The sequence below is a fragment of the Psychromonas sp. genome, from assembly GCF_047632955.1.
GTDB lineage: Bacteria > Pseudomonadota > Gammaproteobacteria > Enterobacterales > Psychromonadaceae > Psychromonas.
Window position 1 is genome coordinate 14,906 of the sequence record NZ_JBLIED010000016.1, and the last position, 15,171, is coordinate 30,076.

General features: G+C 44.0%; 12 protein-coding genes. 10 read left to right on the top strand and 2 right to left on the bottom strand.

The features are described 5' to 3' along the window. Positions 1-380 precede the first annotated feature (380 nt). A complete protein-coding gene (locus ACJAZP_RS11195; RefSeq protein ID WP_415230827.1) occupies positions 381-1,754 on the top strand; it encodes a uracil-xanthine permease family protein in 1,374 nt (457 codons plus the stop codon). 421 nt (positions 1,755-2,175) lie between these two features. Here ACJAZP_RS11195 and ACJAZP_RS11200 read toward each other — a convergent pair whose 3' ends face one another. Beyond that, on the bottom strand, positions 2,176-2,463 hold the full coding sequence (locus tag ACJAZP_RS11200) for a hypothetical protein (RefSeq protein WP_415230828.1): 288 nt from the start codon (positions 2,461-2,463) through the stop codon (positions 2,176-2,178). A 422-nt stretch (positions 2,464-2,885) separates the two neighbouring features. Next, positions 2,886-3,467, bottom strand: a complete 582-nt coding sequence (locus tag ACJAZP_RS11205; protein WP_415230829.1) for a phosphoribosyltransferase — start codon at positions 3,465-3,467, stop codon at positions 2,886-2,888. Between the two features lie 199 nt (positions 3,468-3,666). Here ACJAZP_RS11205 and ACJAZP_RS11210 point away from each other — a divergent pair, with 199 nt between their 5' ends. The 9 genes from ACJAZP_RS11210 (at position 3,667) to ACJAZP_RS11250 (ending at position 15,168) form a co-directional block, all read left to right on the top strand. Then, complete coding sequence (locus tag ACJAZP_RS11210) at positions 3,667-4,245, top strand: phosphoribosyltransferase (RefSeq protein WP_415230830.1); 579 nt, start codon at positions 3,667-3,669, stop codon at positions 4,243-4,245. A gap of 267 nt (positions 4,246-4,512) precedes the next feature. After that, positions 4,513-5,181 (top strand): hypothetical protein, encoded by a 669-nt coding sequence (locus tag ACJAZP_RS11215; RefSeq protein WP_415230831.1) that lies wholly within the window; start codon positions 4,513-4,515, stop codon positions 5,179-5,181. A gap of 135 nt (positions 5,182-5,316) precedes the next feature. Next, positions 5,317-5,526 carry a DUF4177 domain-containing protein gene (locus ACJAZP_RS11220; protein ID WP_415230832.1) on the top strand — a complete coding sequence of 70 codons (210 nt, stop codon included), beginning with the start codon at positions 5,317-5,319 and terminating at the stop codon, positions 5,524-5,526. Next, on the top strand, positions 5,523-5,735 hold the full coding sequence (locus tag ACJAZP_RS11225) for a hypothetical protein (RefSeq protein ID WP_415230833.1): 213 nt from the start codon (positions 5,523-5,525) through the stop codon (positions 5,733-5,735). The genes ACJAZP_RS11220 and ACJAZP_RS11225 overlap by 4 nt, the downstream gene beginning before the upstream one ends. Positions 5,736-5,890: 155 nt before the next feature. Beyond that, a complete protein-coding gene (locus ACJAZP_RS11230; RefSeq protein ID WP_415230834.1) occupies positions 5,891-6,160 on the top strand; it encodes a hypothetical protein in 270 nt (89 codons plus the stop codon). A 373-nt stretch (positions 6,161-6,533) separates the two neighbouring features. Next, positions 6,534-10,160: a bifunctional proline dehydrogenase/L-glutamate gamma-semialdehyde dehydrogenase PutA gene (putA, locus tag ACJAZP_RS11235; protein WP_415230835.1), complete on the top strand. Its 3,627-nt coding sequence runs from the start codon at positions 6,534-6,536 to the stop codon at positions 10,158-10,160. Positions 10,161-10,458: 298 nt separating this feature from the next. Continuing rightward, a complete protein-coding gene (locus ACJAZP_RS11240) occupies positions 10,459-11,148 on the top strand; it encodes an aspartate/glutamate racemase family protein (protein WP_415230836.1) in 690 nt (229 codons plus the stop codon). A 1,146-nt stretch (positions 11,149-12,294) separates the two neighbouring features. Then, on the top strand, positions 12,295-13,488 hold the full coding sequence (locus ACJAZP_RS11245) for a diaminopimelate epimerase (protein ID WP_415230837.1): 1,194 nt from the start codon (positions 12,295-12,297) through the stop codon (positions 13,486-13,488). A 63-nt stretch (positions 13,489-13,551) separates the two neighbouring features. Beyond that, positions 13,552-15,168 carry an MFS transporter gene (locus tag ACJAZP_RS11250; protein ID WP_415230838.1) on the top strand — a complete coding sequence of 539 codons (1,617 nt, stop codon included), beginning with the start codon at positions 13,552-13,554 and terminating at the stop codon, positions 15,166-15,168. Positions 15,169-15,171 lie beyond the last annotated feature (3 nt).

Below are 15,171 nucleotides of genomic sequence, written 5' to 3' on the forward strand. Positions count from 1 at the left end.
TGTCATCAATATGACATTTTATCATCCGTAACAACGCTATCGTTTGCTATTTACCGTCAGACATTTAAAATAGCGCACCAATTTTACCCACTTTCACTTCTCCTTGTGTTGGTCTGGATCTGAGTAACAGCAATCACAGAACTATCCAGCTTTCGCGTATTGATGCCCATTCAGCGCATCGATAGGGATAAAGAAGTCTACCGTCCGAGTTAAAGGGATGATCAGGTTATGTGCAGCAAAAAAGCAATGAGAGCAAAGCATTATGAATGATGATAATAAGTTTATTTGAATGAGTAGTAGCTCTGTAAACATCAATTTGAGTGAGCAAAACAGATCAGAAAATTAATAAGGTTGCTATAAAACCAAGGAAAATAACACCCATGTCCCACCCGCATAGCGAGATAAAAATTCCCCGTAACTCTGATCTGATCTATCGTTTAGAAGACCGACCACCACTACCGGAAACCCTTTTTGCAGCCACCCAACACCTATTGGCGATGTTTGTCGCGGTGATCACGCCATCGCTGATCATTTGTCAGGCACTTGGTTTACCCGCCAGCGATACCAATACTATTGTCAGCATGTCATTGTTTGCCTCCGGGATAGCCTCGTTTATTCAAATTCGCACCTTTGGTCCGATAGGCTCCGGCTTGCTGTCGATTCAGGGCACCAGCTTTAACTTCCTCGGTCCGATCATTGGCGCCGGTTTAGCACTCAAAGCAGGGGGAGCCGATATTCCCACTATGATGGCCGCTATCTTCGGTACCATTCTGTTTGCCTCTCTGACGGAAGTGTTTATTTCTCGAATACTGCAATACACTCAGCGTATTATTACTCCGCTCATCTCGGGCATAGTGGTCACTTTGATAGGACTCACCCTGATCCAGATTGGCTTAACCTCTATGGGGGGCGGTTATGCTGCCATTGAAAATAACAGCTTCGGCAGCCTGGATAACTTAATGCTGGCCGGCACGGTTTTGGGGTTCATCGTGTTATTAAATCGGATGAAAAATCCCTATCTGCGGGTCTCGTCGATCGTCATTGCTATGGCAGCGGGCACATTACTGGCATGGTTTACGGATATGCTGGACACCTCCAGCGTATCAGAGACCGCTTTGATTGCTATTCCGATGCCGATGCAATACGGCTTAGGGTTTGACTGGGGGCTATTGATCCCGCTGATTATTGTTTTTGCTATTACTTCGCTGGAAGCTATCGGCGATATCACTGCTACATCAGAAACTTCTGAGCAACCGGTCGCGGGGCCCCTTTACCTTAAGCGTATCAAGGGCGGGGTACTGGCAGATGGTATTAATTCGGCGCTTGCATCGGTATTGAACAGCTTCCCTAATTCAACCTTCAGCCAGAACAACGGTATTATCCAACTGACCGGTGTTGCCAGCCGTTATATCGGCTACTTTGTGGCAGGTATGCTGGTACTGCTTGGCCTGTTTCCGGGTGTGGCAAACTTAGTTCAGCTGATTCCTGAACCTGTCTTAGGCGGTGCGACTATTGTGATGTTCGGTACTATTGCCGCTTCCGGAATACGCATTATCTCGCGCTGCGATCTCGACCGTCGTGCCATTCTGATCATGGCATTGTCATTTTCAATGGGGCTGGGTATTGGACAGAATCCTGAAATCCTGCAGTTCATGCCGGAATGGGTAAAAGGCGTTTTATCCTCAGGCATGGCAGCTGGTGGGATCACTGCGATTATCCTGAATCTGGTGCTGCCGGAAGATATGAAAGATTAATAGCAAGTGAATGCTTAAGTTGGTCACTCCTGCAGATTGAAAAAATCAATCGGCTGGAGTGACCAAAATGCCACATAGCTTAATTAGCCCGCAGTCAGAAAAATACCAAATGCCGAGCCTAAAGGCTCAGTTCCGAGAGCCGGGCAGACTTTATCATTTGGAATCGCGCCTTCAGGCGGGGCAATATTTTGTAAAAAATATCCTAATAAAAATGATCATAGCAAACGTATTAGTTAAGTGATCCGCTTTATCATTCAAAATCATCACTACTGCTTTATGAGTGTCAATTTTGCCTTTGAAGGCATTGAGCATAAATTTAATATGTTTGTTATCAATACGCCACTTCAGAAAAACACCAAATGCCGAGCCTAAAGGCTCAGTTCCGAGAGCCGGGCAGACTTTATCATTTTGAATCGCGCCTTCAGGCGGGGCACTGTTTTGTAAAAAATATCCTAACAAAAATGATCATCGCAAACGTATTAGTTAAGTGATCCGCTTTATCATCAAAAATCATTACTACTGCTTTATGAGTGTCAATTTTGCCTTTGAAGGCATTGAGCATAAATTTAATATGTTTGTTATCAATACGCCACTTCAGAAAAACACCAAATGCCGAGCCTAGAGGCTCAGTTCCGAGAGCCGGGCAGACTTTATCATTTGGAATCGCGCCTTCAGGCGGGGCAATATTTTGTAAAAAATATCCTAACAAAAATGATCATCGCAAACGCATTAATTAAGTGATCAGCTTTATCATTTAAAATCATCACTACTACTTTATGAGTGTCAATTTTGTCTTTGAAGGCATTGAGTATAAATTTAATATGTTTGTTATCAATACGTTACTTCAGAAAAATACCAAATGCCGAGCCTAAAGGCTCAGTTCCGAGAGCCGGGCAGACTTTATCATTTGGAATCGCGCCTTCAGGCGGGGCACTGTTTTGTAAAAAATATCCTAACAAAAATGATCATCGCAAACGTATTAGTTAAGTGATCCGCTTTATCATTTAAAATCATTACTACTCTCAAAGTGCTTAGGCCGTGCGGGTATATTGGATAGAACGGAAAATAGAATGACCCCATATGTTGCCTAATTGCTCTCAGATAAACGTATACGGGGTTAATATAACCGGTTTAACTTTTAATAAATAAGTCCGAATCAATCGAGTTATAAGCAAAAGACTTATGCTCTTTAATTTCATCAAGGGATAAACCCTGCAGCTCATAGGGAAAGACAACCCAGTCATTGGTTGCATTTACATAAAAGTGAGGACTTTTCTGCTCGGTTAATGAGGCTTTTTTCCACACGGTCGCAATTCGAACATCGGACGGCATATTGCGTCTGAGTCTTTTTTGCAGCTCATCAATAACGGCTTGAGCACTTTTTCCGGAACGATACATATCATCAACGATCAGCAATTTATCATCCGCATTTAGCATTTTAACTAAATAAGTCAGACCATGCACCTGAATCGGTTGTGCACAATCACTGTTTTGCTGGTAACTGTCGTAACCGCCGTAGGAGGTGCGAATGGAGATGTGATCCGTTTTAACACCTAATGTCTGCAGGCATTCCTGCACATAAATACCAACCGAACTGCCACCACGCCATAATCCGACAATAAAGGTCGGTTTAAAACCGCTGGCCATTATTTGGGTTGCTAATTGAAAGGACTGTTCGATTAATGAATCTTCATCTAAAAATATTTTTTTCACGATTTTTTACCAAGAAATTACCGATTGAATGTGGTATATTATCAATCATTTAGGTCGCGAATTAGAACATAAACGCAGTGTTTTTTCAAGGTTTAGCGACTGTATATCTAACCCCGTTGCCAACCAAGGTGCCGCATTCAGTCACTCACTAGAATAGCAAGGCAAGGCACAACGTGATGACTATTTAACTGGAATTAATATGGCAGAAAAACAGTACTTAACAGCGCAATCTTTATTAGAAGATTCATACGCACTTGCACGTCAGATTCTAGACAGTGGTTTTGAGCCCACCTTTATTGTCGCAATATGGCGCGGAGGTGCGCCAATCGGTATCGCCGTTCAGGAGTTTTTGGCGGTACATGGCATTACATCAGATCATATTGCCATCAGGACATCCTCCTATGCCGCAGCAATCGATCAGCAGGCCAAAGAAGTCAGAGTCCACGGGCTTAACTATTTAGTCAAGAATCTCCAGCAGCATGACAAATTATTACTGGTCGATGATGTATTTGATACCGGTCGCTCAATTGAGGCTATTATCGATGAATTGCACAAGCAGACCCGGCTCAATATGCCTGCAGATGTGAGAGTTGCAGTCCCTTATTTTAAACCGACACGTAATAAGACGGATCGCATTCCAGACTATTATCTTCATGAGACAGATGCATGGTTAAAATATCCGCATTCTCTGGAAGGGCTTTCTAATCAAGAAATTGCCCAATTCCGTCCCCGCTTATATGAAATTATAAAGTCATACTTACCAGCGGAAAATGCGTAAATCTTATTTATCTTCAAACAATAACCATCCAATTAATCAGATCATCTCCTTAATTGAATGGTTATAAGTTTGACTTTCCATCTGTTGATTAGCTGTTCTACTTTTCATTTATCTCCCAATACAACCAATCAATTTACAATCAATCATTGAATCTATCTAACTGTTTTATAAGTCTGTTGTGATATAGTTTTCATTAATAAATAAGATTTAAAATGTGTATTAGTGAGAATGGAGACTAATACGCTGTTATAAGCCAATGGAGATATCGTGAGTATTGAAATTCAAGCAATAATTCAAAAAGCTGAAGATACATATCAAACGGCCAGATTTGGATTTGATGACCTTACTTTAGCAAATAGAGGTCGCCGCTTCTCAGGGTTACGTAATCTTGTCGTTTTTGGTCGGTCAGTAACTTTTGTACTGCAAAACTTAAAAACTCCTGTCGGAGAAGATAAATTTAATGAATGGTATTTGCCACTACAAGAAGAAATGAAAGCAAATGTTTTAATGAAATACTTCGTGACGTTAAGAAACGAAATATTAAAACAAGGAAAACTACCTATTAGTACTTCTGTTTCTGCAAGCTTTTCTTCTAATGATATAGCTAAGCTAGGAACCCCTCCACCAGGCTATAAAGGTTTTTTTATTGGAGATCAAACTGGCGGTAGTGGTTGGGTTATAGAACTTGCTGACGGTACGGAAGAACATTATTACGTAAACATTCCAGAAAGCATGGCTAAGGTACAACAACATTTTAGTGAATTGCCCGTTCCTGAAGACAATAAGTTAAAGAACAAGTCCATTGAAGAGTTGTGTGAATATTATTTAAATAAATTAGAAATATTAATTGATAGTGCTAAAAAGGAGTTTCTTAATCAAGAAACTCAGAAGGTTGGGAAAATTCGTCTGCCATCCTATCTGAAGGTAATAAAATAGCTTATAACAAATTGTTGCACTCGGACTCGATACATTTTTCTCTTTTTTTGCTAAAAAATCAAAGAAGAAAAACAGTACCAATCTATGCGCTAATGTTTACGGCATCAGCAATAAACTAAATATAAAGGAATTACAATGGAATACAAAGTCGTTATATATCAAGAGGGAATGTTAGGGTCACTGTTACTTGGTAACTCAAAAGTTGATCCCGTTAAATTCTCGAATTTTCTTAATGAAAATGCTTCTCAAGGCTGGAGAGTACAAACCATGGAGAAAGACATCCGTAGAATGCTGCTGCTTTGGAAAAGAGAAGCCTATGTAGTGGTCTTGGGGAGAGCACGATGAAAGGCGGCGCCATAATTTGCACGGCTCTTTTTGTATTAGCGGTCTTACTGTCTCTGGTTCAAATGTGGTTTTCTATCATGGAAACGGCATTATTTTGGAAGTTACTGATTACCTTGGGTGCTTTTTTCATTGTCGCGCTGGGAATTACTTTAGTTTGTAAAGAATACCTGAGTGAAAAAGAGCTGAAGAAAAAAGGCTACCTTGATTAACAAAATAGAGAACAACTTGGTGCATTGGCATAAGGGTTGTCGCGTTTTTTCTTAAAAAAAACAGCAAAAACAGAATCAAGGCGAGATAGTCTTTCAGGCTTTTTAGCACCCGAGGCCGAAGGTTGAATGACAGGGTGCACATATAAGGAAATAGAATGAAGTTGTTATTAAGTTTAAGTGTTGTTGTTCTTTTAACGGGCTGCGCTGCAGCCAATATCAGTTCTCAAGCCAGAGAATCTGCTAGCGAAGGCTCTAGTATGATGACGCGTTGTGCTAATTACACAACCGGCGATGATGAGGATACCAATGAGATTCTTAAAAATTATGATGGTTGGAGAATGATTTACATGTCCGAGTACACTACCGCTAATAAAACCAATACAGCAGCCGTAATGTGTTTTGAAAAACCGTCATCTGCACTTTAACTGTCTAACCATAACGCCCAGCAGAGACCTTGTTTTTTTAAAGACCAGCGAGGGTTGAGCGTTAATCCAAAAAGTCAGACATAAAATCTTCTATTTTTATGGTTAGCCTCAAGTTATTTAACTGCTTGGGGCTTTTTTATGCGACTTTAAAATCAATCGGTTATATTGTTTACTTTTGGTTAGAGATTTTCTCTGCATTCGGGGAGGAAAAATTAATGACGATGGTAATCAATAGAGCGGCTTGTCGTGATCAACCTTGCGGGTTATTCGCACCGTCTACCGCTTGTGCGCAGCTCCGTCTCAGGCTATCAAAACTCAGTTCAAAGCAGAGAATGTATGTTTTAAATAAATAAACAACAGGGGAGATAAGTTAATGGGGGCTAATAAATTACAGTCCATGGCTGAATACCGTGAAAATATCCGTGTTCACTATCTGGCAGATGAAACCGAAGTCGTAAATACCTTGGTGGCCGATACCCAACTTTCTCTTGATCAGCGAACGTCTATCTGTGCTCATGCGGCAGAATTGGTGCGCACTGTGCGCACTGAATCCAAGCCGACAGTAATGGAAATGTTTCTCTCTGTGTACGGGCTAAATAACCACGAAGGTGTTGCACTTATGTGTCTGGCCGAGGCGCTGTTGAGAGTGCCGGACAAGCATACTATTGATGCCCTGATTGAAGATAAAATATCCTCTGCCGACTGGAATAAGCATCTGGGAGAGTCCAAATTTTCTGTGGTTAATGCCGCCAGTCTTGGGCTATTTGTGACCGGCAAGCTTATCAAACCGGTTGAAAAGAAGGGCATCGCACATACGCTGCGCAAAATGATCAAGCGGGTCGGTGTGCCGGTGGTACGTGCCGCCTTTGATCAGGCGATGAAGGGAATGGGACGGCAATTTGTGTTGGGGCGTGACCTTCCGGAAGCGATTAAACACAGCAAAAAATATGAGGCGCGGGGTTATACCTATTCATACGATATGCTCGGGGAAGCGGCTCGAACGGACGCTGATGCTCTGCGCTACCACCGTGCCTATTTGGTCGCTCTCGATAACCTGGCACCCTTAGTCAAATCAAACGAAGTACGTAAGAATCCAGGGATTTCGGTTAAATTATCCGCGCTGTACGCCCGTTATGAGTTTGCTCAAAAAGATCGGGTCATGAAGGAACTGGTGCCCCGCGTTTTGGAACTGGCGCAGAAGTCGAAGGCTGCCAATATGGGCTTTAGCATTGATGCTGAAGAGGCCGATAGACTGGATCTTTCTTTGGATATCGTTGAAGCGGTATTCTCTGATCCTTCTTTAGCCGGGTGGGATGGTTTCGGTTTTGCTGTGCAGGCCTTTGGACCGCGCGCTCCTCACGTAATTGACTGGTTGTATGCGTTAGCGCACAAGCTGGATCGACGCATGATAGTGCGACTGGTGAAAGGTGCCTATTGGGATGCGGAAATCAAGCGTGCACAAGTGATGGGGCTGAAAGGCTTTCCGGTGTTTACCCGCAAGGTTAACAGTGACCTGTCTTACATCGCTTGCGCCAAAAAATTGTTGAGTATGACTGACCGTTTTTATCCGCAGTTTGCCTCTCACAACGCGCATTCGGTGTCTGTCGTACTGAAATTATGCAAAGATCCCGACAGCTTTGAGTTTCAGCGTCTGCACGGCATGGGCGAATCACTGTTCGATGCTATTGTCAGCAACAAGCAGGCGCACTGCCGAATCTACGCGCCGGTCGGACAACATCAGGATTTATTAGCTTATCTGGTCAGGCGTCTGCTTGAGAACGGTGCTAACAGCTCCTTTGTTAACCAGATTGTCGATGACAGTATTAAACCTGATGAGATTGCCCGCGATCCCTTTGGCGTTGTGGAAGTCATGAAAAACGTCTTGACCAGTAAAACGATTATACGACCACATGCTCTTTACGGCGCTAAACGTCGCAATTCCAAAGGTTGGGATATCAGTAATGCCGACGAAGTCAATATGATTGACATGGCGCGTGCGAAATTCAAGGATCATCAGTGGCAAGGCGGACCTGTTTTAGCTGCTAAGGTGCACAGCACAGAAACGCTGGAAGTACGAAATCCGGCGGACCCTGACGATCTGCTCGGGCACGTTATTCAAGCTTCCGCCACAGATATCGAGACTGCGATCGAAGCAGCCCAATCCGCTTTTCCAGCCTGGTCGGCACTGCCGATTGATCAGCGTAACGTCTGTATACGGCGCGTGGCGGATCTGTTTGAAAGCCATGCCTATGAGTTGTTTGCGCTGGCAACTCGGGAAGCGGGTAAGAACATGGCGGATGCGATCGCCGAGATCCGCGAAGCGGTGGACTTTGCCCGTTATTATGCGGATGAGGCGCAAGAAAACAAGGAATTTGGCTCGGGTCGCGGGGTGTTTGCCTGCATCTCTCCCTGGAATTTTCCGCTTGCCATCTTTGCAGGACAGGCGCTCGCAGCAGTGGCGGCGGGTAACACCGTTATTGCTAAACCGGCCAGCAATACCGTGTTGATAGCAACACGGGCTGTCGAGCTGATGCATCAGGCCGGGATCCCCAAAGCGGTTATACAACTGTTACCCGGTTCCGGAAAGTCAGTCGGCGCCGCGTTAACCGGTGATCCCCGCATTGCGGGCGTTTGTTTCACCGGATCGACGGACACAGCTCAGCATATTAACCGAGTGATGGCCAACTCGTTAGCTGCGAATGCGCCGCTGATTGCCGAAACGGGGGGATTGAATGCCATGATTGTCGATTCAACCGCTTTGCCGGAACAGGTTGTACGAGATGTGCTTTCTTCAGCGTTTCAGAGTGCCGGGCAGCGTTGTTCCGCGCTGCGCATGCTCTATGTTCAGGAAGATATTGCAGAGCATTTACTGACCATGTTATACGGTGCTATGGATTTGCTCAGTATAGGTGATCCCTGGTTACTTTCGACGGATGTCGGGCCGGTGATCGACCTTAAATCTAAGCAGAAAATTGAAGCGCATTGCCGGAAATTTGCAGACTTGGGACGGGTGATGAAAACTTTACCGGCTCCACAGCAGGGTTTCTTTGTATCGCCGACTGTGATTAAACTTGCAGGTATTGAGGAGCTGGAAGAGGAGATATTCGGTCCGGTTCTGCATGTTGCGACGTTCAAGGCTAATGAGATTGACAAGGTCATCGATCAGATTAACGCCAAAGGTTTTGGTCTGACCTTCGGATTGCATACACGCATGGATACGCAGATAGCGCGAATCGTCAAGCGGGTTAAAATGGGCAATATCTACGTCAACCGCAACCAGATTGGTGCTATCGTCGGTTCCCAGCCTTTTGGTGGAGAAGGACTTTCCGGTACAGGTCCGAAGGCTGGTGGACCTCATTATGTGCGCCGCTTTATGAAATCCAAAAACATCGATGAGGTTGAGGCTGCCGCAAGACCAGCCGTCAGTGCAGCGCAATTACAAAGTGTCATTGATCAGTTGGACGGCAAAGATCAAAACGCCTGCCAGACTGTCGATTGTGCTAAGCGACTCAGGCCGCTCTTTGGCGTTCTGCCCGCCACTTTGGCAATTACTGCGAAAGAAATGCCCGGACCAACGGGAGAGCTCAATCGTCTTTCCTTTCATCCGCGCGGTGTGGTTGTTTGTCTCGGCCCCAATCTGCAATGCGCCTTTAAGCAGGCGGGCATCGCACTGTCGCAGGGCAATTCTGTAGTGGTCGTTGCTCCCGGCGCGGAAGCGCGCTTTGCTGCCGCGATCTCTGAAGGCGTTGCGATGATCGCACTGGACGGTCTGCTGCAGCCGCAAGCGCTTGAGCACGTTAACGGATTTGCGGCAGTGACCAGTTCTGCGACACAACCAACCCTGCATGCATATCGAGTAGCTCTGGCGAAACGCAAGGGTGCATTACTGCCGCTGATCACCGAGCTTGATGCTACGGAGCGTTTTGTCATAGCACGGCACCTGTGTGTCGACACTACGGCAGCGGGTGGTGATGTAAGCCTGATTGCCGCGTCGGAGTGATCATACTATGTGATGATTGGTTTGCGATTTTGCTGTTGGGCGCCGGTATGATTTTGAATAGTAAATCTGATTACTTTATGAATTCATTTGATATGGTGTTATCGGTAGGGTGCATTCTATGTTCCGCGGGCAGCGGAAATCGGTGCATAGAATGCACCCTACGAGCTATGCGTTTGTTGTTATGGTTGGTGCTAGTTGGCGTTCAAATAAGACAACTATTAAATTTATGTTCAATTTTAAATAGCAAATTAGATCACTTTATTAATGCGTTTGGTATAAATACAGGCAGAGAAATAATATGAAAACAATTGGGCTTTTAGGCGGAATGAGCTGGGAAAGTACGCTCGGTTATTACCGTGCCATCAATGAAGGTATAAAAGATTCGCTTGGCGGGCTGCACTCAGCAAAAATCGCTATTTATAGTGTTGATTTTGATCCCATTGAAAAATTACAGCAGCAGGGGGACTGGGAAGGAACAGCGGAAATACTTATTGAAGCTGCTAAGAATGTGCAAGCGGCTGGAGCGGATTTTTTACTTATCTGTACCAATACTATGCATAGAGTAGCGCCACAGATAGAAGCGGCTATTGATATTCCCCTGCTTCATATAGCCGATGCAACGGCTGAGGTGCTGGCAAAAAAAGGCATTGAAACAGTAGGTTTACTGGGAACCGCTTTTACAATGGAGCAGCAATTTTATAAGGGCAGATTAAGCGAAAATTATGGTTTAAGCGTTTTGGTTCCGAATCAAGCAGACAGAGCAATTGTTCATGATGTTATTTACCAAGAACTTTGTTTAGGGAAAGCAGTGCCGGCATCTAAAGCCGAATATTTGCGAATTATTGAATCTTTAGCGAATCAAGGCGCCGAGGCTGTCATTCTTGGCTGCACTGAAATTGGCATGCTGGTTGAGCAAGCTGATACCCAAGTGATACTTTTAGATACAACAACAATCCATGCTCAGAAAGCGGTTGAATATGCACTATGATAAGCATATTTCATATCTTTGCTTTGCTCCCACTCCTGCAGGAAAGCTCATCAGCAGTGATAATTTCAGTTTTTACAAAGGTATTTTGTTAGCGCTGACTTAGTTGTTCAGCTCGATTTTATTCTTGGCGCGGATTATATTTATTGCTTCACATAGCAAAAAAACGGTTCATATAGCTTTTATCATAAAAATATTTTCTTTGAGGCTAAATACATTATTGTGACAAATGAGGCTGTCGACTCAGATGCATACTGAAGCGGCGGCATCCGCTTACTTTGTGGGTAATATATCTTATCTATCTGAACTGTCAGTAATAACCGCGTCATTCCTTGAGGCGATTATCCGTCCTTTATTAAAAATTACTTTAGCGTTTCTGATTTTCTCACCGTACTGCTCCCAATAAAATGGCCGTTAATAAAAATGCAATTTTGAGCTGTTAATAGAATTAAATGCCGATTGTCCCGCAGCTGGATGAAGTGTTTTTGTAAATTGCGTTAAGTTCAGCGTACCCCTGTTAGCATTAACAAAGTCAACGGTGCAAGGTCAAATACTCATTTTATTGTCATACCAAATAATGTTATAAATAATATAAGACTCGAAATAAAATAGGTTGATTAAAACGCACGGAACAGTGCTACATATCGGGTGAAAATATATACAAGCAACGTCTGCATTTAAAGTCTTTATTAACGATATATTTCTTTATGAGAAGTTTGTGAAAGGTGGACTATTTTAAACTCAACAATAAAAGCGATATTTTGCGCTTCTACAATAAACATTTCTTTATATACCTATACCAGATTATTTATGGATAGGTCATTATTTTTTATTAATGTAGATTTTATAAAAGATTTTGTTTTTCTGGTTTTTTGTGTGATTTTGATGGCGAGTATATGTTTGTATAAAAGATATTTATTAGGTATTGTGTTCAATTACCGTTTTTTTGTACCATAAAAAATATTTTAAGATCATGTTTTAATTGGTTATTTTTTGTGCCGTTACAACTTGGTGGAAAATAGGGCAGGGATTTAATCTGTGCTCTTTAGTTGTATCTATAGGTAACGGAATTTTATACAGGGCCCATGTTTAAGTCGGTTTATGGATATCATACTGCAGCTAAAAGTAGAATAAAAAGGATTTTGAGAGTTGTTCTCAAACTATAAAATAACAGGCCCGACACGTATTATGAATCTGATCCCTTTAGTTAAATATACATCCTGTGGTAATAGTTTTGTTATTATTGATGAGACTGATCAGAGTGTTCTCAGCGAAGATGATATGTCTCGTTTTGCCTTCCAGGCAACTAATATCAGTTTTGGTGTAGGCTGCGATAATCTGCTGGTTATTCAGCGTTGTAATGAGTCTACGCTGCAATCAATTACTCAAAGCCGGCCTTACTGGGTACAACCACCACTTGCTGAAAAAGCTGAATTCTTGTTTCGAATGTTTGAACCTTCGGGAGAAGAAGCGCTTTGTTGCGGTAATGGTTTGATGTGTATCGCTAGTCATTTGTTAAACCAACATGGTATAAGCAGTGCTTCCATAATGACAGAGATCCCGCTGGCAACGCCTAAGATTATCAATATAGGGGCAAGCAAAAACCAGGCCGGTAGTTGGGTTAATCTCGGGTATCCGCGATTAACGCCTCCGGAATTGGTGAATTTAGAGTATACAGAACAGATTTCTTCGACAATTCATCAGATGCAGGAACTGACCGTTAAGTTTCGTGCAGATGACCTAAAGAGTTACACAAGCGCACGAGAGTTACGTATCCGTGCTTCGTTGGTGTTTACCGGTGAACCCCATTTGGTTATTTTCCCAGACAGTGACTTTTCTGCACCGGAACTGGCGGATTATATCTTTGCCGGTTCCGATAACAGCGTAGTCTCGGAGCGCCGTGAAAGCTTTGGAACCTGGCTGGTGGAGCATATTGGCAACTATATAAACAACCGGATGCAGCATATTTTCCGTGCGGGCATAAATGTTAATTTTGCCCGTCGTATCGATCCTGCGGTGATAGAAAATCGCTGTTATGAACGGGGTATCAACAGGGAAACGCTGGCTTGTGGCACCGGTGCATTGGCGGTGGCATATATTTATAATAGAATGCAAAACCTGAAAATCTCAGATATTAACGTTTTACCCCATCGTTGTCGTTGGCATGATGAGCAAGCGAATATTCGTATTAAACACACATCGGAAGGATGGCAGATAAGCTCTAATCCTGTGATGTTATTTGATGCGTTGTACCGTCTGCCGCTTATAAATAACAACTTGGCTCAAGCATTAAATGAGGGGTCTGTTGTTGCGGTCCCGGAAAAAGATAAACGGGTGGTTTAAGTGGTGATGACTCATTCCGTTTCAATACGTCCGGTCACTATTACGGCACTGGTTATGTTGCCCATGAGCCTGATAATCACCTATCTGCTGCTCAGTATGGGTTCTGCTCTTGCAGATGATTGCATTCATACAGCTGAGGTGATAGAACTTCAGGCTGTATTATGGTCGCTGTTGGCAGGTCTGCTGGTTCTGGCAATGTTAAACCTATATCGGCCGGCAGTCCGTTTCTGGCTGCAACGAAAACCTGCAGCTGGACTCAGTCTGGTGTTAGGCGTGGCGCTTGTGACGTTTCTTGGCTTATATATAAAACCGCTTTACGCTACTAGTACCAGCTCATCTGCTCTGCCTGAATTGCTGGCTGCCGGGGTTACTGCGACCTTGATTGCGGTACTTATCTGCCTCGAGGTCTCATTTGTCTTAATCTCCAGACTCACTGCCCGGACCAAAACTATTCAGGGCCAAAAAGAAGCCGTTGACTTCCGGCTGATGCGTCCGGCGATTTTCGTTTTTCTTTTTGGTATCGATCTGTCGATGGCTTTTATTCCGCTGTATATGGGAAAGATGGACCAAAACTTTTTCGGACTATCGCAAAATGTAATGATGGGACTGCCCATTTCCGTTGAGTTTTTTTGTGTTGGGGTGACAATTCTGCTAGCGGGTGTCTGGTTTGACCGACGCGGCTGGCAGGAGCCTTTCTATGCGGGACTGGCACTGGCAACGTTAGGTGCACTGTATTCTTGGATGGCACCAGATGCCCTACATTTTATCCTCTCTCGCGGGCTGGTAGGACTTGGTTACGGTCTGGTACAACTCTCTTCTCATGGTTTCGTTATTCGTAATACGGACAAATCCACCAAGGCGCAAGGAATGTCTCATTTGGCTGCCGGTCTTTATGCGGGCAGTATTTGCGGTGCAGCAACTGGTGCGGTGATGGCCGAGCAGTTCGGTTACGAGGCTGTGTTTCTCAGCGGTGCAGTGATTATTACGTCCGTGGTGATATATAGCCTGCTGATTCTGGGATATCCGGTCATTACTCCAAGCAAGACTAAAACCGTACCGCTTCAGCATTCCGGTAAGTCTGTCTTGCGGCGTTTCTTGCTGGACAAACGGGTACTGGCTGCGATCTTTTTCAGCAGTATGCCAGCGTCTATTGCCGTGGTTGGTTTTCTTAACTATTTCAGTCCGGTTTATCTTAATCAACAAGGGATCTCCGAATCCACTATCGGTCAGGTGTTGATGCTCTTTGGTGTCTGCCTGGCGGTGCTCGGTCCAAGAGTTGGGCGGCTGATCGATGCCACCGAAAACAAACAACAGCTGGTGTTTATCGGCAGTTTGCTCGGCGCGCTCGCATTCCTTACCTTTAGTCTCTGGGACGGACTGCTAGCGACAACCATTGCCATTTGTTTACTAGGACTTTCCAATTGTCTGGTACTGTCAGCGCAAAGTGTATATCTACTAAAACTGGATATCACTCAGGAGCTTGGTGAAGGCAAGGCTATGGGAATATTTCGTTCCAGCAGCCGTCTCGGGCAGATGCTCGGGCCGATTATTTTCGCCTGGCTGTTTGTGTTCGAGGATATAGGTATTGGCGTGACATATCTGGGGCTGGCATACATCGTCATGGCACTCATTTTTATCTGCTTGACAGGTCGTGAAGTTGAGCAACTGCAACAAATATAAAAA